Origin of the sequence: Fructobacillus papyrifericola, assembly GCF_018437235.1 — a bacterium.
Classification (GTDB): Bacteria; Bacillota; Bacilli; order Lactobacillales; family Lactobacillaceae; genus Fructobacillus; species Fructobacillus papyrifericola.
The window spans coordinates 82,876-105,570 of record NZ_JAAMFJ010000001.1 but is presented as its reverse complement, the minus strand read 5'-3'; the positions used below and the strand labels follow the sequence as shown (position 1 = coordinate 105,570).

At 50.1% G+C, this 22,695-nt stretch carries 23 protein-coding genes; 1 reads left to right on the top strand and 22 read right to left on the bottom strand.

What is annotated here, in order from left to right; translation table 11 throughout:
• Positions 1 to 26: 26 nt before the first annotated feature.
• The 11 genes from G6R28_RS00540 to gnd form a co-directional block, all read right to left on the bottom strand.
• Entirely contained in the window at positions 27 to 656 is a 630-nt protein-coding gene (locus G6R28_RS00540) for a glycoside hydrolase family 73 protein (protein ID WP_213792297.1), read from the bottom strand.
• A gap of 118 nt (positions 657 to 774) precedes the next feature.
• The gene (locus G6R28_RS00535; protein ID WP_213792296.1) at positions 775 to 1,167 is read right to left on the bottom strand and encodes a hypothetical protein; all 393 of its coding nucleotides are present in this window, start codon (positions 1,165 to 1,167) and stop codon (positions 775 to 777) included.
• Positions 1,168 to 1,291: 124 nt separating this feature from the next.
• Positions 1,292 to 1,591: a DUF1292 domain-containing protein gene (locus tag G6R28_RS00530; protein ID WP_213792295.1), complete on the bottom strand. Its 300-nt coding sequence runs from the start codon at positions 1,589 to 1,591 to the stop codon at positions 1,292 to 1,294.
• A gap of 18 nt (positions 1,592 to 1,609) precedes the next feature.
• Complete coding sequence (ruvX, locus tag G6R28_RS00525) at positions 1,610 to 2,044, bottom strand: Holliday junction resolvase RuvX (protein WP_213792294.1); 435 nt, start codon at positions 2,042 to 2,044, stop codon at positions 1,610 to 1,612.
• On the bottom strand, positions 2,044 to 2,295 hold the full coding sequence (locus G6R28_RS00520) for an IreB family regulatory phosphoprotein (RefSeq protein WP_213792293.1): 252 nt from the start codon (positions 2,293 to 2,295) through the stop codon (positions 2,044 to 2,046). The genes ruvX and G6R28_RS00520 overlap by 1 nt, the downstream gene beginning before the upstream one ends.
• Before the next feature lie 154 nt (positions 2,296 to 2,449).
• Positions 2,450 to 5,131 (bottom strand): alanine--tRNA ligase, encoded by a 2,682-nt coding sequence (gene alaS, locus G6R28_RS00515; RefSeq protein ID WP_213792292.1) that lies wholly within the window; start codon positions 5,129 to 5,131, stop codon positions 2,450 to 2,452.
• Positions 5,132 to 5,443: 312 nt separating this feature from the next.
• On the bottom strand, positions 5,444 to 6,859 hold the full coding sequence (locus tag G6R28_RS00510; RefSeq protein WP_213792291.1) for an APC family permease: 1,416 nt from the start codon (positions 6,857 to 6,859) through the stop codon (positions 5,444 to 5,446).
• Between the two features lie 134 nt (positions 6,860 to 6,993).
• Complete coding sequence (locus G6R28_RS00505; protein ID WP_213792290.1) at positions 6,994 to 8,613, bottom strand: APC family permease; 1,620 nt, start codon at positions 8,611 to 8,613, stop codon at positions 6,994 to 6,996.
• A 140-nt stretch (positions 8,614 to 8,753) separates the two neighbouring features.
• Positions 8,754 to 10,136 (bottom strand): gluconate:H+ symporter, encoded by a 1,383-nt coding sequence (locus G6R28_RS00500; protein WP_213792289.1) that lies wholly within the window; start codon positions 10,134 to 10,136, stop codon positions 8,754 to 8,756.
• A 27-nt stretch (positions 10,137 to 10,163) separates the two neighbouring features.
• Complete coding sequence (gene gntK / locus G6R28_RS00495; RefSeq protein WP_213792288.1) at positions 10,164 to 11,717, bottom strand: gluconokinase; 1,554 nt, start codon at positions 11,715 to 11,717, stop codon at positions 10,164 to 10,166.
• A gap of 125 nt (positions 11,718 to 11,842) precedes the next feature.
• Positions 11,843 to 12,751, bottom strand: a complete 909-nt coding sequence (gnd, locus tag G6R28_RS00490; RefSeq protein WP_213792287.1) for a phosphogluconate dehydrogenase (NAD(+)-dependent, decarboxylating) — start codon at positions 12,749 to 12,751, stop codon at positions 11,843 to 11,845.
• A gap of 133 nt (positions 12,752 to 12,884) precedes the next feature.
• Between gnd and G6R28_RS00485 the strand changes: the two genes are divergently transcribed.
• Entirely contained in the window at positions 12,885 to 13,748 is an 864-nt protein-coding gene (locus tag G6R28_RS00485; protein ID WP_213792286.1) for a MurR/RpiR family transcriptional regulator, read from the top strand.
• 52 nt (positions 13,749 to 13,800) lie between these two features.
• Here G6R28_RS00485 and G6R28_RS00480 read toward each other — a convergent pair whose 3' ends face one another.
• The 11 genes from G6R28_RS00480 to G6R28_RS00430 form a co-directional block, all read right to left on the bottom strand.
• Positions 13,801 to 13,944, bottom strand: coding sequence for a hypothetical protein (locus G6R28_RS00480; protein WP_213792285.1), 144 nt, complete (start codon positions 13,942 to 13,944; stop codon positions 13,801 to 13,803).
• A 5-nt stretch (positions 13,945 to 13,949) separates the two neighbouring features.
• The gene (locus tag G6R28_RS00475; protein WP_213792284.1) at positions 13,950 to 14,138 is read right to left on the bottom strand and encodes a hypothetical protein; all 189 of its coding nucleotides are present in this window, start codon (positions 14,136 to 14,138) and stop codon (positions 13,950 to 13,952) included.
• A gap of 118 nt (positions 14,139 to 14,256) precedes the next feature.
• On the bottom strand, positions 14,257 to 14,886 hold the full coding sequence (gene udk, locus G6R28_RS00470) for a uridine kinase (RefSeq protein WP_213792283.1): 630 nt from the start codon (positions 14,884 to 14,886) through the stop codon (positions 14,257 to 14,259).
• Positions 14,887 to 15,004: 118 nt separating this feature from the next.
• Positions 15,005 to 16,315: an MFS transporter gene (locus G6R28_RS00465; protein WP_213792833.1), complete on the bottom strand. Its 1,311-nt coding sequence runs from the start codon at positions 16,313 to 16,315 to the stop codon at positions 15,005 to 15,007.
• A gap of 149 nt (positions 16,316 to 16,464) precedes the next feature.
• Complete coding sequence (locus tag G6R28_RS00460) at positions 16,465 to 17,472, bottom strand: substrate-binding domain-containing protein (RefSeq protein WP_213792282.1); 1,008 nt, start codon at positions 17,470 to 17,472, stop codon at positions 16,465 to 16,467.
• A gap of 103 nt (positions 17,473 to 17,575) precedes the next feature.
• Complete coding sequence (locus tag G6R28_RS00455) at positions 17,576 to 17,785, bottom strand: hypothetical protein (protein ID WP_213792281.1); 210 nt, start codon at positions 17,783 to 17,785, stop codon at positions 17,576 to 17,578.
• Between the two features lie 20 nt (positions 17,786 to 17,805).
• Entirely contained in the window at positions 17,806 to 18,339 is a 534-nt protein-coding gene (locus G6R28_RS00450) for a SprT family protein (RefSeq protein ID WP_213792280.1), read from the bottom strand.
• Positions 18,320 to 18,571: an acyl carrier protein gene (acpP, locus tag G6R28_RS00445; RefSeq protein ID WP_213792279.1), complete on the bottom strand. Its 252-nt coding sequence runs from the start codon at positions 18,569 to 18,571 to the stop codon at positions 18,320 to 18,322. The genes G6R28_RS00450 and acpP overlap by 20 nt, the downstream gene beginning before the upstream one ends.
• A gap of 64 nt (positions 18,572 to 18,635) precedes the next feature.
• Complete coding sequence (gene plsX / locus G6R28_RS00440; RefSeq protein WP_213792832.1) at positions 18,636 to 19,664, bottom strand: phosphate acyltransferase PlsX; 1,029 nt, start codon at positions 19,662 to 19,664, stop codon at positions 18,636 to 18,638.
• A 33-nt stretch (positions 19,665 to 19,697) separates the two neighbouring features.
• Positions 19,698 to 21,761, bottom strand: coding sequence for an ATP-dependent DNA helicase RecG (gene recG, locus G6R28_RS00435; RefSeq protein ID WP_338017250.1), 2,064 nt, complete (start codon positions 21,759 to 21,761; stop codon positions 19,698 to 19,700).
• A gap of 109 nt (positions 21,762 to 21,870) precedes the next feature.
• Positions 21,871 to 22,185, bottom strand: coding sequence for a SemiSWEET family transporter (locus tag G6R28_RS00430; RefSeq protein ID WP_213792830.1), 315 nt, complete (start codon positions 22,183 to 22,185; stop codon positions 21,871 to 21,873).
• Between the last annotated feature and the right edge of the window lie 510 nt (positions 22,186 to 22,695).

Sequence of the window (22,695 nt, the reverse complement as noted above, 5' to 3'; positions counted from 1 at the left end):
TGATAAATCAGACTTTTTTTACCACTTTATGTTGCTAAATCAAAGCGGTGTAGCTTGTACTTTTCAATGACTTGAACCAATTTAGTAGCGTAATCCGGATCCGTTGCGTAGCCATCGGTCATCAAACCCTTGGCCGCATCCTGATAGGTCTGTGCCGATAGCACGTGGGCGTACTGGGTTGGATTCCAAGAAGTCCCCTGCTTTAACAACTGGGCGTGAGCCAGCATCGAAGCCTGCCAGCTCGGATAGGAAACGAAGGCCGCATCAACCGTCACCCAGGTGCCGTCCTGGTACTCCTTTGTTGGCATGGTGACCGAGGCTTGGCCAGAAGCGGCCTTCACCCCGTAGAGATTATGGGCCTTTTGTGCAAGCGCCGATTGGCCGTAATCCGATTCCAAGGCCGCCTGGGCCAGTGAAATCGAGGCAAAGACACCGTATTGCTGCTGCATCTTTTGTGCATAGGGCGCCCAGGCCTTTAGCTGCTGAACCCGTTGGTCTTCAACTTGGGCCTGCTGCCGATCAGCCAAGAACTGTGGGGTTAAAGCGGCGGCTGCGATAACCAAGGTTAAGAGGGCCAGTAGGGCAATCAAATAGCGACGACGGTCTTTCTTACTTCGTGGTAACTTCAGCCACTTTCTTCGATTTTTTCTGGCCATGGTCCCCTCCTTTCTTGGTCTTTCTAATTTAAAAGTATACAACTTTTCCAAGCATCCTCCAAAAAGCAAAGCTAGGCAAAAGAAAAAAGCCCAGAAACTGGACTTTTTCGGGATTGTCTTACTTCTTGTAGGTTGAGCCCTGCACGTTAATGCTCTTCTTGTTATCCGCCACTTGGAAGGCGACACCACGAATGCCCCCTTCTTTTGCCTGGGCTGAGCTCTTATCATAGAGAAGCACCAAGACGTGATCCTTGACATAATACTTACCAGTCAACTTTTGGCTCGTGTCCGAGGTGCTGTAGAGCGTGTAGGTATCCTTGGTAAACTTGATGGCCGTGCCACCATCCTTATACTTGTAAGTGCCAGAAAGGCTGTTTTGGTCTTCGTAGGCCTTGTAGCCAAAGCCGGCGGCTGCCAGCACAATCACAACAAGGACGACGATCCCCGTAATCCAACGGGCTTTTTTCGAGAGCTTCTTAGGGTTTAATTTTTCAAGTGACAACTTTTTCATGGGTTGATACTTCCTTTCCTCTCTAGGGTAGTCTTCTGAATTGGAATGTCAAGTTTCTTTTACGCCAGTCACAGCCCGTTAAAGTCAACAAAAAAGAGCCGCTTTTAAAAGCAGCTCTTTTTCTTTATTCAAAGTTTGAATCGTCATCCAAGAAGGTATTCAACACTTCTTCGACCATTGCCCATTCGGCATCGTCTTCGATTGGCATCAAGTCGCCATCCTTGGCTTCACCGTCTTCTTCAGGGTTGAAGATGTAGGCTTGAACGTCGACCTGTTCGTCTTCTTCGACGCCGTCTGGCACCAAGAGGATGTAGGACTTGTCAAATTCTTCTGAGTGGAAAGTAAAGAGGACTTCGTACAAAGCCTCGTCACCGTTATCATCCACGAGGGTAATCTTATCAATTTCGGGGTTTTCTTTTGCCATGTTTGCTTCCTTTAGTGCTTAGTTTTTCGTCAACTTACCGTTGGCATCCAAGTAGTTTTGCAAGATGAATTCGGCCGCGATTTTATCGATGACCTTTTTACGCTTCTTACGTGAAACGTCGGCCTCTTCAATCAGCATTCGTTCGGCTTGCACCGTTGTCAAACGCTCGTCTTGAAAGTCCGTGGGCAAAGAAAAGCGGTCTTCAACCATCTTGGCGTATGCCCGAGACGCTTCGGCACGGGGGCCTTCGGAGTTGTTCATGTTTTTGGGCAGGCCCAAAACAACGGCTTTGGCACCGGTCTCCTTGATGATTTCACCAAGGCGGTCCAAGCCAAAGACCTTTTCATCTTCGTTAATCCGGATGATTTCAACACCCTGAGCCGTCCAGCCCATGGGATCGGAAACCGCCACACCAACTGTTTTGGAACCTACGTCTAATCCGAGTATCCGCATTACTTTTTCAAATAGGCGTGCACGAGTTCTTCGATAATCTCGTCACGTTCGTGCCGCTTAATCAAGTTCCTGGCATCGTGCAGGCGAGGAATGTAGGCCGGGTCACCAGACATTAGGTAACCAACGATTTGGTTGAAAGGATTGTAGCCCTTTTCTTCCAAAGCCGCGTAGACCAATTCCATGGTTTCGTGAATATCCTTTGGCTCCTGCTGACCGAAGTCAAAAATAGCGGTTTGATCACTTACGCTCATCGTACACACTCCTTTCTTTAATAAATCTTAAGGCTCTATTGCTTGCCTCTAGTTTAACACGATTCCACATTTAAAATGAGGAATTCCTTAAAAAAGTCGGTGCCGGTCTAGACCTCAAGCAGAGACCCTAACCAACACCGGCTTTTCCATTAACTTAGGCCTCCGCCAGGATTTCCTTGGCCTTTTGCAAAGCGGACGGAATCTGGGCTTGATCCTTACCACCGGCCTGAGCCATGTCCGGACGGCCACCACCGCCACCACCAACGATTGGCGCAATGGCCTTGACCAAGTCACCGGCCTTGACACCCTTGCCATTGGCTTCCTTATCAGCAGCAACCAAGAGGTTGACTTTTTCACCGATGGCAGCGGCCAAGACCAAGACGTTTGAAGCGCCCTTGTCCCGCCAGGCATCGGCCATTTGACGCAGACCATTGGCATTTTCAACCGTTACCTGGGCAGCCACAACGGACAGTCCGTTGATGTCTTCGGCCTTGTCCAACAAGTCCGAAGCCTGCGCGGCCGCTAACTGGGCCTGCAAGGCAGCCAGTTGGTTCTTGGCATCCTTCAGCTCGTTAGCCAAGTCCGACACGCGGTCTGAAACAGCCAGAAGGCTTGGCACCTTGAGGTTCTTTGCAATCGCTTGCAAAGTCTGCTCTTCGGCCTGATAGTCCGTCAAGGCTGGCAGAGCCGTCTTGGCTTCGATTCGACGAATACCAGCAGCAACACCGGCCTCTGAAGTGATTTTAAAGAGGTTCAACTCAGCCGTTGACTGAGCGTGTGTTCCACCATCGAATTCCTGGTTGTAATCGCCGATGGAAACAATCCGGACCGTGTCGCCATACTTGTCGTCAAAGACGGCAACGGCACCCAACTTCTTGGCGTCTTCAATGGACATTTCTTCCCAGGAAATTGGCAGGTTCTTTTGAATCTGCAAGTTGACTTCGTCTTGCACCTTGTTCAAAGTTGCTTGGTCAACTGGTCCTTCGTGGTTAAAGTCGAAGCGCAAGTATTCCGGTTCAACCAATGAACCGGCCTGGTGAACATCCCCACCAATCACGTTCCGCAAGGCTTGATCAAGCAAGTGCGTGGCCGTGTGGTTCAAAGAAACGGCCCGGTGCCGTTCCATGTCCACGGCCAGGTTGACCACTTGGCCGACTTTGACGTCTTCAGCCAAGGTCACTTCGTGGATGTTTTGACCATTTGGGCCGGCCTGAACGTCGGCTACTTCGGCTAAGATGTTGCCAGCTTCATCCTTCACCGTTCCCCAGTCGGCCACTTGACCACCCATTTCAGCATAGAAAGGCGTTTGGTCAAAGACCAACCAGGCGGTTGCTCCAGCCTTGGCGGCGTCCGTGTTAACGGCCACGCCAGAGGCATCATGGGCAATGATGGCCACAATCTTGGCCCCATCAACAGCCGTCTTCGACCAACCAACGTAGGTTGAGTCAACCGTCAAGTCCGTCAACGCCGCGTTTTGAACGCCCATGGCGTGTTCCTTACCGCGGGCGCCACGAGCCCGGTCCTTTTGTTCTTGAAGGGCCTGCTTGAAGCCTGCCATATCAACGGTCATGCCGACTTCTGCTGCCTGTTCGGCCGTCAGTTCAACCGGGAAACCGTAGGTATCCGAAAGCTTGAAGGCGTCTTCACCTGAAATTTCTGTCTTACCAGCCTTCTTGGCCTCTTTAACAAAGTCGTCAAACATGGCCAAGCCAGACTTCAAGGTCTTGTTAAAGCGCTTTTCTTCGGCCGTCATGATGGATTCAATCAGCCCCTGCTTTTCCTTCAATTCAGGATAAAAGGCGTCAAGCGTGCCAACCATGGCCGGAACAATCTTAGCCAAGAAGTTTTCTTGGATACCCAACTTTTGTCCGTGCAAAACCGCCCGGCGAAGGAGTCGGCGAATCACGTAACCACGGCCTTCGTTCGATGGCTTGGCCCCGTCAGCAATGGCAAAGGCCACGGCCCGGATGTGGTCGGCGATGACTTTGAAGGAAACGTTGTCTTCCGTGTCCTTTGTTGTGTCGTAGACTTTACCAGCCGTCAAGGGTTCGGTTGCCCGGATAATTGGCAAGAAGAGGTCCGTGTCAAAGTTGGTCCGGCCGTTTTGGAAGACGGAGACCAACCGTTCGAGACCCATCCCCGTATCAATGTTTTTGTGTGGCAATTCTGGATAAGTTGAATTATCCGTCAAGCCAGGCAAGTGGTTGAATTGGGAGAAGACAATGTTCCAGATTTCCAAGTAGCGTTCGTTTTCCCCACCCGGATACATTTCAGGATCATCGGCAGGCAAGTCCGCAAAGGCCTCCCCACGGTCGTAAAAGATTTCGGAATCAGGGCCGGAAGGTCCTTCTCCGATGTCCCAGAAGTTGTCTTCAACTTCGTAAATGTGCCCGTCGGGCAAGTCGGTCTTTTCTTCCCAGATCTTCTTTGATTCTTGATCCTTTGGGTAGACCGTCACGTAGAGCTTTTCCTTGTCCAAACCGTACCATTCTGGTGAGGTCAACAACTCCCAAGCCCATGGAATCACTTCTTCTTTAAAGTAATCACCGATGGAGAAGTTTCCCATCATTTCAAACAAAGTGTGGTGCCGGGCCGTCTTTCCAACGTTTTCGATATCGTTTGTTCGGATGGCCTTCTGGGCGTTGGTCAGACGGGGCTTTGGTGGGACAACGGACCCGTCAAAGTACTTCTTCAAAGTTGCCACACCCGAGTTAATCCACAAAAGGGAGGGGTCGTTTTCTGGAATCAGTGACTTAGAAGGCACCACCAAGTGGTCCTTTGATGCAAAGAAATCCAAAAACATTTGGCGGATTTCTGCTGATGATAATTCTTTCATCTCAAGCTCCTTTTAAAACAAAATAAAAAGCCATCACAAAGAGCGGACGCGTGACCGTGGTACCACCGCTGTTTGTAATGACTGAAAAAGTCTTACCTCAAACCTTGTAACGCCAGGAAAGCGCCCTTTCGGGCTTGCAATTGGGAGCACGGTAAGGAAATGCCTAACCCCTCTCACCAACCGGGGTCTCGCTAGAAGACACTTTGATCACCGCATGACCAATCAATGTCTTTATTATAGCATAGAGAAGACTCGGCAGACGGCTTAGTAAAGAAAAAAGTCGCCCAAATCCAATTGGGCGACTTTTATAAATTACTTTGAATTTTTAGCACCATAGAGGGCGTAGACAATCAAGCCGAGGACAAACCAGCCGACCGAATAAGCTTGTGCTTGCGCGTCCAGCGTGTAGAAGATGTAGGCCGCACCCAGGGCTGCCAAGGCTGGCAAAACCGGGTAGAGCGGCATCTTAAAGGATGGAACGGGCAAGTCAACGCCCTCGCGCTTCCGCAAGGCATAGACGCCAAGGGAAACCATGATAAAGGCAATCAGGGTTCCAGCCGAAATCAGCCCGGCCAACTCCGTAAAGGAGAAGACGGAACCAACCAGAATGGCAATGACTGACAGGGCAATCAAGGCGTTGTTGGGCTGTCCCTTGTCCGATACCCGGCCAAGGAAGGATGGCAGAAGGCCATCGCGACCAAAGGCGTAGAGCAGACGCGAACCAGCCAACATCATCCCAATCAAGCCGGTAAACATTCCAGCCAAAGCGACGACCGACAGAATGTGGGAAGTCAGCGTGTGACCAGAGGCCAACAGGGCCCAGGCAGCGGGTGCAGCGTTGTTAGCATACTTGCTATAGTGGAACATGCCGACCAAAACAAGGGAAACCGTCACGAAGAGTGCGGTGGCAATGATTAAGGAACCAATGATTCCACGGGGCATGGTCTTTTGCGGATCCTTGGCCTCGGCCGAATTGGCCGCGATGGAATCAAAGCCAATGTAGGCTAAGAAAATCTGTGAAGCACCGGCCGCAATCCCCTGCCAGCCGCCAAAGTCCGTCCCCGGTACGTGGGCCGGCACAAAGTGGGCGTAGTTACTTGGGTGGATGGCCGTTGCCCCGACGATGATGAAGAGGACGATCACGCCAACCTTCAAGACAACCAGGGTGTTTTCCACTTTGGCCGTGTTCTGGGTTCCGCGGTACAAAAGCGTGGCCACAATCAAAACGGCCAAGAGGGCGAAGAGGTCAACCACCCCACCCTTTCCAGCAGAAAAGGGATTGGCCAGGGCCGATGGCAGCTCCCAACCAAAGGAGGAAAGGAAAAGCTTCATGTTGGCCGACCAGCCAGAAGCCACAAAGGCAACGGCGATGAAGTATTCGGCCAAAAGCGCCCATCCAGCGATCCAGCCAAAGACTTTACCAAAGACAACCGATGCCCATGAATAGGCCGAACCGGCAAAGGGCAACACCGAAGCAAACTCGGCGTAGGCAAAGGCCGTTAGGCCTGAAACCACGGCCGCTAAAATAAAGGAAATCGTCACGGCGGCCCCGGCGTGGGTGGCGGCCACAATTCCTGGCAGGGTAAAGATGGCGGCCCCAACAATGGTTCCGACACCAAGTGCCAGCATTTCCTTCACACCTAGGGTCTTTTGCAAGTGCTGATCCGATTGTTCAAAGGCCGTTGGATCAGCCTTTCCGAACCAATTGCCACGCGTTTTTTCAGTCATTTTTCGCCTCATACTCTTTTAATCAAACTAGCCTCTACTCTACCAGCAGCAACCCACCTTGTCAATTAGAACAGCCCATTCCGCCCGCTTTTTCCAACAAAAAAATCCGACCTTTTCGGTCGGACTTGAACAACTTATTCAGCTTCTTCGGCGGGTTCTTCAAAATCAACGGTGTCGTTGACTTTTTTAGCCCGCTTAAAGTACTTGGTAATCAGGTGTGAACCCTTACCCCAAGCGTAGAAGGCCAAAGCCACGATGACCACCATCAAGAAGTCCCATGGGTAGTGAATCCAACCAATTCCGTTGAATTCCGTTGACCCGATGTAGGATTCGATTGACAGGGCAATCAAGTAGAAGAGCAACCAAGAGGAACCTTGGAGCTGCTTCTTCAGACGTGACCAGGCAAAGCCTTGGCGCCACTCGTAGAAGAAGTAGAACGGCAGACCCAAGATAATGATCATAATCACTTCAATGGTCGTTGGCCACATTGCCCAGTAAGTGGCCAACGAAGCCAAAACAAAGGCCAAAGGTGCCATCCACTTCATTGACTTCGACTTGAATGGTCGGGTGAATTCCGGTGCCATTTCACGCAGTGACATCACTGTCACAGGTCCAGTCAGGTAGGCAATCAGGGTTGCCGTTGAAATCACGGCCGCCAAGGTTCCCCATGAACGGAAGAGCGAAACCATAATCATGGACAAGACCGCATCGGTCACCATGGCCATACGAGGAATCCCGTACTTTTCGTTAATCTTTCCAATGAATTGCGGAATGTGCTTATCGGAAGCCATGGCCGCCAAAACACGTCCCGTTGAAGCCGCAAAGGAAACACCGGTTCCGAATGGCGAAATGAAGGCATCCGTATAAAGCAGGATGGACAACCAGTTCAAACCAACCAAGATGGCCAAATCAGCGAATGGTGACTGGAAGTCAATGCCGTGCCAGCCGTACTTGGCAATTTCAGACGGTTCGATTGCCGTAATGAAAGTCGACTGAATCAAGATGTACAGGATCGCCGCAATACTCAAGGAAATCACGATACCACGTGAAATATCCTTGGTCGGGTTCTTCACTTCCGAACCAAAGTTAATGATGGTTTGGAAGGCATTGAAGGAGAAGATAATACCAGAAACGGTCGTGGCCGCAAAGATTGGCGCCGTACCGTAAGGCATAAAGTCATGCATGTTCGATCCATAGTTTGATGGGTGGAAAGAAGCAATCGTCAACATAATGATCGTCAACAACGGCACACCCAACTTAAAGAAGGAAATGAATGACGTAAACTTAGTCAAAAGTGAAACCGACCAATAGTTCAAGAGGGTAAAGATAATGATGAAGCCAAAGACCACCAACAAACCAGGTGTGGTGATCTGATTGTTTTCCAAGAAGTGGTGGGTCCAGTTTGCCCAAGACCATGGCCAAGTAGCCATGTATTGAACAGCCGCCACCGCTTCAATTGGGATCAAGGTGATCAAAGACACCCAGTTGGCCCATGAGGCAATGAAGCCGAGCAAGGAACCGTGTGTATACTGGGCAAACTTCGACATTCCCCCAGACTGTGGAAACATCGTTCCCAATTCAACATAGGTATAAGCAATCACACCAATGACAACCGCACCGACGATCCAAGAAATAATCGCCGCTGGCCCCGCCACACGGGTGGCCTCCCAAGATCCAAAAAGCCAACCAGATCCGATTAAGGAACCAAGACCCAGAAGAACCAGCTGCAATAAACCAATTTTTTTAGATTTCATAATAACCTTTCATCTCATTTTCAAAGTGACCACTCCTATGTGGACATCCGATGGTCACTATTTTACCAGACTGAAAAAAAATTGCAAAACGTTTTTTATTCAAGCAAAAAAGCCACCGGTTTTCCCGGTGGCTTTGGATCTTATACTAAGACCGCCGTTAAAATCAAGATAATGGCCAAACCAGTCAAGGAAATCACCGTTTCCAAGACCGTCCAAATTTGGAAAGTCTGCTTAACCGTCAAGTCGAAGAATTCTTTGAAAATCCAGAATCCAGCATCGTTAACGTGAGAAGCAATCAATGAACCGGCTCCGATTGCCAGGGCAACCAAGACAAGCAGGAGATCACCGTGTGGGTTAGCAGCCAAGATGCCGTTCACAACACCAACGGCCGTGATACCAGCAACCGTGGCAGAACCAACGGCGATTCGGAGCAATGAAGCAACCGCCCAGGCAAAAAGCACAATGGCGACTGGTGACATCGAACCAGAAGAAGAGAAGAGGTCGGCAATCTTAGCAGACATTCCGGAAGTAACCAGAACACCACGAAGTGCCCCACCCCCACCAACAATCAACAAGATACCGGAAACGGCGTTCATTCCTTCGTTCAAGGAAGCACCAACCGTCTTCATGTCACGCTTTTGCATGAGACCCATGGTAAAGATGGCCAAGACAAGGGAGATCGTCATCGCAATCGCTGGATTGGCGAAAAAGTCGATTACCTGGTAAACCATGTCCGGGTTCTTTGGCGTCTTACCACCGGTCACAACCAGCTTGTAGATGGTTGCGATAATCATGAAGACCAAGGGGAAGACCGAAGTCAAAACCGAAAGACCAAAGGAAGGCGTCTTGTCCAAGTCGTATTCCTTCACGTCACCAACGGCTTCGATGTGTTCCTTAAATTGGAAGGCATCCGGTGCGTACTTCTGGGCCAACTTCGTAAAGACCGGTCCGGCAACAATGGCCGTAATCACGGAAACGAAGAGACCAACGATCAACATCAAGCCAATGTTGGCGTTCAGCTGTGAAGCAACCGCCGTTGGGGCTGGTTGTGGTGGCAAGAAGCCCTGGGCAGATGAAAGCGCAGCGGTCATTGACACACCTAAGTAGAGCAATGGCACACCGGCTTCAATGGCAACCGCGAAGACGATTGGGATCAGCAAGACCATTCCAACACCGAAAATCATGGAGATTCCAATGATGAAGGACGCGAGCAAAACCGCCCATTGCAAACGCTTCAGGCCAAACCAGGCAATCAGCGTCTTGGCGATGCGGTATGAACCACCGGCATCGGCAACCAAACGACCAATCATCCCACCAAAGATGAAGATAACCGCGTTTGAACCAAGAATGTTTCCCATTCCCTGGTTACCCAAGACGGCGTCTGGAATCTTAGAGGGGTTCATGCCCAAAAGAAGAGCCAGTACAACAGCCGTAATGACCAAGGAAACGAATGTGTTCAATTTGAATTTGGTGATTAAAAGCAACAAAAGCAAAATGGACAGGATTAACATGATAAATTCCATCGTATTTGTTAGGGTTCCCCCTACTCCTTACTTTTTGTCAGCCGGCCGCGCATGCTTACGCTGGAAGTCGGCGATGTTGTCGTATTCCGTTTGCAACTGACGTGACAAACGGATAAAGATTGGGGCTAACTCACGGTAAGCCTCAAAGTTTTCAGGTTCTGGTTGGTAAGTGTTGGACTTCCCAATGTACTTTGAAATTTCGTACAGGTCGTCGATTTGACCCAGGGCCTTTTGAGCCACCACAACGGCAGCCAAGGCACCGGATTCAAAGGCTTGTGGCACCGTTACTGGCTGTTCGAAGATGTCGGCAAACATTTGACGCCAGAGTGGTGAACGGGCAAAGCCACCCGTTGCCTGGATGGACTTCAATGAACCAACGACTTCTTCTAAGGCCAAGGAAACCATGTAGACGTTAAAGGTAATTCCTTCCAAAACGGCACGGAGCATGTTGGCCCGGGTGTGCGAGTGGTTCAAACCGAAGAAGGAACCGCGGGCGTTGGCGTCCCAAATTGGGGCACGTTCCCCACCCAAGTAAGGGTGGAAGAGGAGTCCATCGGATCCGGCTGGAATCTTCGAAGCGATTTCAGTCATCAAATCGTAGGCATCTTGACCAAGCAAGGCGGCCGTAGACTTTTCAGCATCGAACAGGTTGTCCTTTGCCCAACGGAAGACATCCCCTCCGTTGTTGACTGGTCCACCAACAACCCAGTGGTCCTTGTCCAAGGCGTAGGTAAAAGTCCGGCCCTTTGGATCGATGACCGGCTTGTCGGAAACGACACGGATGGCACCGGAAGTTCCAATGGTAATGGCGGCAACACCCGGTTGAACGGCGTCGACACCAAGGTTTGACAATGGGCCGTCACCGGCACCATAAACGAATGGCACGTCTTCTGGAAGGCCCAAAACAGCAGCCAATTCCTTGTTCATGCCGGTTTCATATTCATATGGTGAAACCGTTTCAGGCAGCTGTTCCTTTTTCACACCAGTGACTTCCAAGGCCTGCTTATCCCAGTCCAGGTCAAAGATGTTGAAAAGGCCCGTTCCAGAAGCAATGGAAATGTCCATCTTGTTTGAACCAAACAAGCGGTGGAAGAGGTATTCCTTAATTCCCAAGTAGTGGGCTGCGTTCTTGTAGATTTCTGGTCGATCGTTCTTTAACCAGAGCAACTTTGACAACGGTGCCATTGGGTGAATTGGCGTTCCGGTCTTTTGGTAGATTTCCATCCCCAAACCAGTTGACTTCAATTCTTCCGTGTAATTAACGGCCCGGGTGTCCGCCCAGGTAATCACCCGAGTCAATGGGTGCCAGTCCTTATCAAAGGCAATCAGCGAGTGCATGGCCGACGAGAAGGAAACCGCTTTAATGGCGTTTCCCTTCCCCAGTTCTGCCTTTCGCACAACGGCGCCCAAGGCATTCGTGAAGGCCACGAAAATTTCATCCAAGTCCTCTTCGGCCATGTCGGTCGTTTCCCGGTAAAGGGGGTAACCGTAGTTAGCCTGAGCAACGACTTGGTTTTGGTCATCGAACAAGACGGCCTTGGTGGACGTCGTCCCCAGGTCGATTCCAATCATGTAGTCCATGTCACGTCTCCATTTTTGGTAAATACAATACAAAATGCTAAGAAAATTACAGTAATGTTACCGCTTACTTTACCTAGCAAACAAAAAGCCCCCGCGGTGGGAGCTTTTTAAATGGCACTTAAAGCTTACTTAGCTGAGTCCATTGCGTGGCCACCGAAGCCGTTACGCAATGCAGAAACAACCTTTCCAGTAAACGTGTCTTCTTGCAATGAACGGTAACGCATGGCAAGTGACAAGTAGATAACTGGTGCTGGAACTTCCAAGTCAAGTGATTCTTCAACGGTCCACTTACCTTCACCAGATGAGTGCATAACGCCTGAAATCTTTGACAACTTAGGGTCCTTAGCGAATTGTTCTTCGATCAATTCCATCAACCATGAGCGAACAACGGAACCATTGTTCCAAAGCTTGGCAACAGCTTCGTAGTCGTAATCGAATTGTGAGGCTTCCAAAACTTCGAAACCTTCGGCGATGGCTTGCATCATACCGTATTCGATACCGTTGTGGACCATCTTCAAGTAGTGACCTGATCCAAGACGACCCGTGTACAAGTAACCGTCCTTTTGGGCGATTGATGCAAACAATGGTTCGATTTCCTTCCATGCGGCTTCGTTGTCGCCACCGATCATGAAGTTACCACCGTTACGGGCACCTGACATTCCACCAGACGTACCAGCATCGAACAAGTTGATACCAGCAGCAGTCGTGCGCTTGTTTTGTTCAAGGTTGTCCTTGTAGTTTGAGTTTCCACCATCGATGATGATGTCGCCCTTTTCCATCCTTTCGATCAACGTGTCGATCGTTGAGTTGGTTGGCTTTCCGGCTGGAACCATGACCCAAACAACCTTTGGTGATGGCAACTTTGAAAGCATGTCATCCAATGAGTTCACGCCTTCAACCTTGTCTGAGTAAGCATCGGCTTCAGCGACAAAGTCCTTGTTCAAGTCAAATGCAACAACTTCGTGGCCATTGTCAACGGCGTTCTTAACCAAGTTAAGACCCATCTTTCCAAGACCAATCATGGCAAACTTCATGTGTATTACCTCTTTTTAATATTTCATCTTTTTACTACATGTCCTATTATATGAAAATCTTTTTCAGAACACAACCATAAATTGAAAATAACTTTCATCTCCGGTATAGTGAACAAAGATAAAGGATAAGAAGATGAAAGAAAGTACAGCCCGGGTCATCTTTGCCCAGCTTGGCAAAGAGCCCAACACCTATAACCAAACCGAACAAAAGTTGGTTGATTACATCACGACAAGCATTGACCAGGCTGCCTCGGACACCATTCAATCAATGGCGGAAAAAACCAAGGTCTCAGCGGCGTCCATCTCCCGTTTTGTCAAAAAAATCGGTTTCTCCTCCTACCGCGACTTTTCCGTTGCCCTGGCCAGCTACCAGCAAAACAAGCCGGCCTTGGACCTCTTTGGCGAAATCCTCGATGACGATAACACGAAGGCCATCACGCAAAAAGTCTTTTCCGGCGCGCAAAACGCCCTGACAATGACCCAGGACGCCCTGCGTACGGAAACACTGGAAAAGGCCCTTTCCTGGTTGATTTCTGCAAAGCGGGTCGGCTTCTTTGGAATCGGTGGCTCCTCAATTGTCGCCTTTAACGCCTACCATAAGTTCTTACGAACACCAATCGACGTCATTTCCCATCCGGACTATGACATTCAGCTCATGCAGGCGGTCAAACTAACGCCTCAGGACACGGCCGTCGTCATCTCCCACTCCGGTCGAAACGACGACACGCTCTTTTTGGCACAGAAGTTAAAGGAACACCGGGTCCCCTTCATCGCCATTACCTCCTTTGCGGACTCACCGTTGGCCCAAATGGCCGACATCGTGCTGCTCTCACTGGCTGAAGAGGTGAACTACCGTTCGGAATCCATGTCTTCTCTGATTGCTCAGCTGACCATCGTCGACACTCTCTTCACCTTAACCGGCTCCAAGTTGCCCAAGGCAACCCAGGCCGTTGTTGACACCATGCGTGACGTCATCGAAGGTACCAGGCGTCACTGATTAAAACCATCAAAAAAGTCGAACAGGATCAAAGCTGTTCGACTTTTCTTTTTTACTTTTTATTTTCAGCCTTTTTCTCGCGGGCTTCGTGGGACGAAAGCGTGAATTCGGATTGCTTTTCAGCGCGTTCCTGCTGACGCTTTTGCTCTTCTAGCTGACCGGCATTGGCCCTTTCAAATTCGTGTTGCTTCTCCATTTTGCTCACCCCTCGAAATGCTTCTTCTCGGCTTCAAAAGCCTCATTGTCATAACGGGCATCCTTGTGCTTTGCGTGATCCACCGCATCACTGTGGTGTTCATGTGTTTCGGAAACCTTGTTTTGGAACTTTTTTTCGGCCGCTTTTTCAAATGATTCACGGTTTTCTTTTAATCCATCACGTTCTGTTGCCATATCATGAACCTCCTTTTCACTACACCCTCATCTTAGCACTCTGAAAGAGACTTTCAAGGCAAAAGAACAAGAAAAAAAGAGCCAAACCTAACGGTTTGCCTCCTTTTCAAGCAGTCAATTAATCTTCTTTTTTCACCATGGCGATGGCCTGGTTCATCAGCATGTCGATGGCTACGTAATTTCCGCCACCCTCGGGCACGATGATGTCGGCGTAGCGCTTGGTTGGTTCAACGAATTGGTTATGCATGGGCTTAACCGTTGCCGTGTATTGTTCAATCACGCCCTCGACCGTCCGACCACGTTCGTGCGTATCCCGTTGGAGACGACGGATAAAACGAATGTCGTCATCGGTATCAACATAGACTTTCAAATCCATCAGGTCACGAACACGGGCATCGTTGAAGAGCAAAACTCCGTCAACAATAATCACATCGCCCGGTTCCACGTGTGTGGTCTTGTTCGAACGCGTATGTTCCGCATAATCGTAAACCGGCGTGTCAACCGCTTGCTTTTGGATCAACTTCTCCAAATCAGCGACAAAACGGTCCGTTTCGATGGAGTCAGGATGATCGTAGTTTGTCTTCATCCGTTCTTCCATTGGCTTTTCGGACTGATCCTTATAGTAGACGTCTTGTTGGAGCAAAATCGGATTGTTATCCGAAAGACGGGTAATCAAAGCCTTCGAAACAGTGGTCTTCCCTGAACCCGAACCACCAGTTATCCCAATCAAAAAAGGTTTCTTTGCCAAAATAGCCTCCAGTTGCCTTGCATGCTGTGCACCTAAATTTTATTATCCCACCTATTTTACGTGATTAAAAAAACAAAAGCTAGTAAAAAAGTCGGTCAATGACCGACTTTTCCAATTCTTATTTTTGAACCTTGATGCGGCTGGCCAAAAGATAGCCAGAAAGCGGAATCAAGATAAACCAGGCGGCCGTCAAATTCAAGGAAAGACCGTAGCCATGATTCTGGTGGAAGAAACCAATCAAGATTCCCGCAACCAAAATGGAAAGGGCCCCGATCAGCTGACGCATGGTCGTGATAATGGCTGTTCCGTGCGAAATCAAGTGCTTTGGCAAGGCGTTTGAGGCAGCCGTCACGGCCGGCATCATGATAAAGGCGTTACCACCCTCCAAGAGCATGGCCCCGGCAATGGCTAAGATGATGACTTTGGTACCAAAGACCGCCAGCATCAAGTAGCCAGCTACCATCATGGTTGAGCCAATCAAGACCAAGGGGCGCAGGCCAATTTGGCCAAGCAAACGGCCGGACTTGGGGTTCAAGTAAGAAAGGAAGGTTGCTGCTGGAATCATCAGCAAGCCCGACCAAAGCGGTGCTAGGCCAAAGACTTTTTGGAAGTACAGGGGCATGATGACCGTGGCGGTGATTAAGCCAGAGTAGGACATTCCCGTCAACAGCATGGCTGGCAAGTAGCCCCGGTGTTCAAAGACGCGCAAGTCCAAAAAGGGATTGTCCTGACGGAGCTGACGGACAACAAAGAAGACCAACAGGGCGATTGACACAAGCAAAGTCACCGCCAAAGTCCAGGACCAGCCCTTTGCTGGCAAGATCGAAACCGTGTACAAAATACCGGCAAAGCCAATCAGCAAGAAGGAGGAGAGGGAGTCAAAGTCCCGCTTGTTCATTGGGTGGGTGTTTTCAATCTGGCTTTGCATAAAGATGCTTAAGACCAGCAAGACGATGAAGAAGAAGGCGAAGAGTACTCGCCAAGTTCCAAACTGCAAAACAATACCGGAGACAATTGGTCCCACAGCCAAGGCCGAAGACATGACGAGGCCAACGGCCCCCATGGCCACCCCGCGCTTTTCTTCCGGCGTGTTTTCCATAATGACGGCCTGGTAGGTTGGAAAGAGCGCCCCAACGGCCACCCCTTCCAGCAGGCGGCCGACGACGACACCAAGAAAGTTTGGCGTGACCATGGCAATCCCCGTTCCAACTAAGAAGACGGCAATAATCAGGTTCAGCAACTTCTTCATGTGCAGGTTATCTAAGAGCCACGGTGAAACCGGCATCACCAAAGTCATTGCTACCATGAAGCCGGACGTCACCCACTGCACGGCAGCGGCATCAATGCCAAACTGCTTCATCAAAATGGGGTAAGCCGTCGTCATCGTCGACTGCGAAATTGACATGGTAAACGATGTCAGCAAGAGCATCAACGAAAATGGGGATAATGATCGAATATTTTTCAAGGTACTTCCCTCCCGAATAGTTTCCTCTAGATAGTTTAAAAGAGGGCCGGCAAAAAGGCAACTACTTTACCATCATTCTAAATAAAAAGGAGCGAATCCAAGTTCGCTCCTTTTTATTTGGTTGATTGCCGCTTGACCATTGTGTAGGGCAAGACGACCTGTTCTTCGTCCAGGCTTTCCTTGTCCATCAACTTCGTCAACAGGCGCATGGCAACGGCGCCAATGTCATACTTTGGCTGATCAATCGATGAAATTTCCGGCCGGGCCACCATGGTAAAAGTCGTGTTGTTGGCCGAGACAATTTCAATCTCGTCCGGCACCTTCTTACCCATGTCCTGCAAGCCGTTCAAGACACCCAGGGCGACTTCGTCGTCATAGGCAATGACGGCTTCGGCACCGGCTTTTTCAATCGCTTCTGCCAGGTTCTGCCCGTCTTGGTAGCTTCTCGCGCCTGCAAAGATCAGCCCCTCGTCCAGGGCAATTCCCCCTTCCGCCAAGGCCTTTTCATAGCCGGCACGGCGGTAATCCTGGTCGATGGCTCGGTCATCTGAGCCAAGCACCAGGGCCAGTCTTTTCTTTCCGGCCTGCAAGAAGTTGTCGGTGACTTCAGCAAAGGCCTTCTTGTAATCAATGTTTACGGAAGGCAACACCCGGCCGTGGTTGACCGAACCTGCCAGGACAACAGGCACATCGGTCGCCTGAATGGCCGCTAAGACTTCGTCTGATAGCTGGCTACCCATGAAGAGCAGACCGTCGATTTGCTTATCCGCCAGGTTCCGCACGGCCGTTAAGGCCCGCTTGGGGTCGTCATCGGTGTTGGTCAGCAAGACGTCGTATTGGTACATGTTGGCCACGTCATCAATGCCCCGGGTCAACTCGGAGTAAAAGAGGTTGGTCATGTCTGGCATGACCACGCCCACCGTGGTCGTCTTCTTAGAAGCCAGGCCACGGGCCACGGCGTTTGGCCGGTAGCCCAATTCCTTGATGGCCGAAAGGACTTTGTCACGGGTGGCTGGGCGAACGTTTTCAGAGCCGTTTACCACGCGGGAAACCGTCGCTAAGGAAACGCCAACTGCAGCAGCGACATCGTAAATTGTGGCGTTTTTCTTTTCTTCGCCCATTGCTAAAACCTCTTTTGTAAGCGCTTAATTCGCCATTTATCATAGCAAAAAAAAGGCCCGTCCGCAAATGGACGAGCGATTGAAACCAGCCAGAAAAGGGGACTTAATCCTCAACTTCTTGGGCAATCCCCTCTTTTTTGTACTGCAAATAGATAATCCACAGGAAGCAGGCGTTCGATAGAATGAAAAAAATCGACACGGCCACAATCGTGAGTAAAATGCTCAGGTCCATGTGGAAGGCCCAAACAAAGAGGGCCGGGTAAATCAATAGGTTTAAAAAAGCCCAGAGTATCTTCAGTCCAGTATATGACATCGTTCTTCTCTCTTCTTCTCTCAATCCTTTGCTTGTAGAAACAACCGCCCACGGCAACGCCCACAGCGGTAGCGTTTCGTATCAACGGGCCGAACCCGGTCAAAGGCGTGCCCGTTTTCGCAAAGGTAGTGGTACTTTTTTGACAGGCTCCGTCTGGCCCCAACGTCCGGCGCATAGCGGCTGCCCCCAACCTGTTTTAGCAAGACTTTGAAATCTCGATTAGCATGCTGGTAGCCGCGTCCTGCTAAGTGTAAGTGGTAGTGGCAGAGTTCGTGCTTGATAATGGCGTCAAAGTCGGCCCGGTCGGCCATCTTGGGATTAAAGTCCAAGTGATGGTCGGACAGATGGTAACGGCCACCGGTTGTTTGCAGGCGGCTGTTAAAGACAGCCTGGTGCAGAAAGGGCTGTCCAAAGGAAGAAAGGGACACCCTTTCAACCCGCTCTTGTAAAGCGACCTGCTCAGGCGTCCCAATTTTCTTCTGCCAGCTAGCTGACTTCTTTACCTGGACCTTTTTTGGTCGCCGGCTAAAAAGATTACTTACCCTGGCGTTCATAAATGTAGTCCGTGACCTTGTTCAAAGTCGTCAATTCGTCGAGATCCTCGTCTGGAATTTCCAAGTCGAATTCGTCTTCGACTTCAACAACGAGTTCGACAACGTCGATTGAGTCGGCCCCAATTTCCTTGACGAAGTCCTTATCCCCCTGAATTTTGTCCTTAGAGACGTTGAAGCGTTTTGCCACTTCGTCTTCGAGTTTCGCATAAATCTGCTCTTTCGATAAGGCCATTGTTCTCTCCTCAAGCTAAATCAAATCGAACTAATACTACCACAAAATCCACCTCTTGCGAAATTTATTTTGCGTTCTTTTTTACCTTCATCTTTTCGGCGTTTTCTTTAATAAAGTCGGCCGTCTTACCAACCAGGTTTTCTTGAACCATGCGTTCAATCTGACCCATTGAATTCGCAACCGCCTTGGCCTTTGCTGAACCGTGGGTTTTAACAACTGGGGCCTTGACACCAAGCACAACGGCCCCACCGTTTTCCTGGAAGTCCAGCTTGTGCTTCAGGGACTTGAAGGCAGGCTTTAGGAGCAGGGCACCCAAAAGGCCGCGCAAGCCGGCCGCCTTAATTGACTGCTTCAGCTGATCTAACATGGTCAGCGCCGTTCCTTCAATGGCCTTCAGCGTTGCGTTTCCGGAAAAGCCATCGGCAACGACCACGTCGGCCGTGCCTTCCATGATTTCACGGGCTTCCACGTTACCAAGGAAGTTGAAGGCATCCGTGTCCTTCATCAACTGGTGTACCGCCTTGTGGACCTCATCCCCCTTGTCTTCTTCGCCCCCGTTGTTCAAGAGACGAACGCGGGGATTTGAGATCCCCATGATGTTTTCAGCATAGAAGCTACCCAAAATACCGTACTGGTAAAGGTGGGAAGGCTTGTTTTCGGCGTTGGCACCGAGGTCCATGAAGACGAACTCGTCGTTTTTGCCACCAAAGCTAGGGAAAGCCGTTGCCAAAGCCGGGCGTTCAACACCCCGAATCCGGCCAACGATAAAGATGGCAGAAGCCAGAATGGCCCCGGTGTTTCCGGCAGAAAAGAAGGCATCGGCTTCGCCGTTTTTAACGGCCGTTGCGGCTTGGACCATGGATGAGTTTGGCTTTTCCTTCATGGCCTTGACGGGTTCTTCGCCCATTTCGATTTCTTCGGTAGTTGGTACCAAAGTCAACCGGTCCATGTTTTGGATCAGTGGCTTAACCTTTTCTTCGGTTCCAAAGAGCAGGAATTCCAGCCCTTCATAACGGTCACGGGCCTCTTCAACACCCTTTACAATTTCATCTGGGGCAAAGTCGCCACCCATCGCATCAATCGCAATCTTAATCACAGTCATTCTCCTTGAACTTTCAGTTTTTTATTAATCAAAATGTCGAAAGGCCGCCATGGTCTCCGACAAATGGGCCACCAGGGCCGCGTTTTCAGGCTTTTCATCCCAGTGCTCGGAACGGACCAGCTTCAGGGCCTCTTCTTGAGCAATCGTCAGCATGGTCAAGTCCTTAACCGGGTCACCGACTTTGAAATCCGGCATTCCCGACTGCTTGGTTCCCAAGATATCACCAGGGCCACGCAGTTCCAAGTCCCGTTGGGCCAATTCAAAGCCGTCGGTGGTCTCAACTAGGGCCGCCAGCCGTTCCTTTCCATAGTCAGTCTTTGGATCGGCTAAGAGGATGGTGTAGGACTGCCGGTCGCCACGACCGACACGGCCACGCAGCTGATGCAGCTGTGCCAGCCCAAAACGGTCAGCATCTAATATTAACATAACCGAGGCGTTGGGCACATCCACCCCAACTTCGACCACGGTCGTTGAAACCAGGACTTGGATTTGATTGTCGGAAAAGCCGGCCATCAAGATATCCTTGTCTTCTTTAGGTAAGCGACCGTGTAAGAGGCCAACGGTGTAATTTGGCAGGGCCTCCTGCAGTTCCTGATAGACGGCCGTGACGTTTTGCACGTCCAGACTTTCCGACTCTTCAATCAAGGGGGTGACTACGTAGGCCTGCGCCCCCTTGGCCAACTCACTTTTAAGCAGGGCCATGGCCTGGTCATACTGGCGGTTGGATAGCTGCCTGGTAATGATTGGCTTTCGACCGGCTGGCAATTCATCAATCACCGAGACTTCCATTTCCCCGTAGGCCGTAATGGCCAGGGTTCGCGGAATCGGTGTCGCCGTCATCGCCAGAATGTCGGGATTGACCCCACCCTCGCGCAACTTGGCCCGCTGTTTCACCCCAAAGCGGTGCTGCTCGTCAATAACGGCCAGCCCGAGGTGGTGGAAGTAGACCCCATCCTGGACAAGGGCATGGGTTCCGACCACAATATCGATATCGCCTGCCTCCAAATCCTCTAGGATCTGCCGGCGCTGGGCCGCCTTCAACCCGGAGGTCAAGAGCTCGACGCGCAAGTGGATGCCGGCCGAATCAAAGAGCTTGGCCAGGCCCTTAGCATGCTGCTGGGCCAGGATTTCCGTCGGTGCCATAATGGCCCCCTGGGCCCCGGCGGTGACGGCCGCATACATGGCAATTGCAGCCACGACGGTTTTTCCGGAACCAACGTCTCCTTGTAGGAGGCGGTTCATGTGCTGGGGGGCGGCTTGGTCGGCCAAAATCTCATCGACCACCCGCTTTTGCGCACTCGTCAATTCAAAGGGTAAGGCCTTAACAAAGTCAGCCACCCTGGCCTTGTCATACTGCAGCGCTTCGCCTAAGAAGGACTGGTCGGCCTGCTTAACCAACTGCAAGCGCATCTGGAAGAGAAAGAATTCTTCAAAGGCGGCCGAACGACGGCCGGCCTTCGATTCGACTTTGTCAGTCGGAAAGTGGGAATATTCGACCTGCTGGTTTTTGTCTAGGAGGCGGTATTTTTCACGGAGCTCGTCTGGCACCAAATTGGGCAACTGCCCGCGCAACTGGCCCCAGGCCTGCTCGACCAGCTCAGCGATGGTCTTGGCCTTAATAGCCTTGGAAACCGGATAAATGGGGGCCAGCCCATCGATGGAAGCCGGCACCAGTTTAATGGCCGTCAAGGCCGCCTTCGCTGCGTTATAGGTGCCGTAAATGGCCACTTCCTGGCCGACTTCCAGGTTTTTAGCGATCCAGGGTTGGTTGAAAAAAGTCACCCGGACGTTTTCGCGATCGACCAGCAAGCCCAGAACCGTTTGCGACCGCTTGCCAAAGCGGCGGACAACGGCCGGTGTGGAAATCACACCCTTAAAAGTGACTTTTTCACCGTCTAACGTCTCGGACGGCAGTCGTTCGCCCAAATCGTCATAACGGTACGGATAATAAGAAAGGAGGTCGTCAATGGTGAAGATCCCAAGGCCCTGCAAGGCCTCTTCGCGCTTCGGCCCAACGCCGCTTAGAACCGACACTTTGTCTGATAAGGCAATCGCCATTGACCAATCCTCCCCTCTTTCAATAAGCATTATTTTACCACCGACAAGAAGGAATTGGAACGTGGCGAGCAGCCCCTTAACAGCAGCAAAAAAGGCAGTACATCGCGCACTGCCTTAAAACTATCAAACTTTTTAAATTTTAGTGAATGTAAATCGTCACGATGGTCAGTAACCCGAAGAAAATACCAGGCACGTTTGAGATGATGATTGGCCAATCCTTGTAGGTCTTCAACCAACCATAACCCGTCCAAAGGGTTGCGTTAATCATTGCAACCGCTGGTTGAACCGGGTTCACTGGGTTTCCGGAGAAGTTGGCGATAATTTGGGGGATGTACGAAACGTACATCAAGATACAAGTTGCTGTGGCAACCTTAGAAAAGAGCTTCAGCATCTTGATTCGTTTTTCGTCAACAACCTTCTTTTCTTCCGGATGGACATAATTATCAACACGCATTCCCATGAATTGTATCTCCTATTCCATTATTCGCTTGAATAATTGACTTTAGTATAACATATTTATCAAATAAACAAGACTTTTTGTTACAAATATGCTCAATAATTATTTTGATGATAATCCCTTTTATCAGTATGAATTGACTTAATTTGATATTTATATAATTATATTGTTCAAATAAACACATTTAAATGTAACAAAGTCGCGTTCCTTCTCCCTTTAAGCTACTTTGGAATAGTAGCAGCAGTCAGCTGCCTTTTTCGTTATGCTAATCAAAGAGAAGCGAAGAATCGAAAAATTTCGTAGAATTTGTTTGAAAGGCGGTGAAGAGATGAATGAAAAGCAAAAAAATTCCGACAAACCTAGAGCTAATCGCCTCACGGAAAGTACATTTGATGAAGTAGAATTTCAGTTTTGCCAAGTTATTAACCGTCTGGACAACATTGATAATCGACTCAAAAAAATTAATCAGAAATTTGATGATCATACGACAAAGTTACACAACTTTGA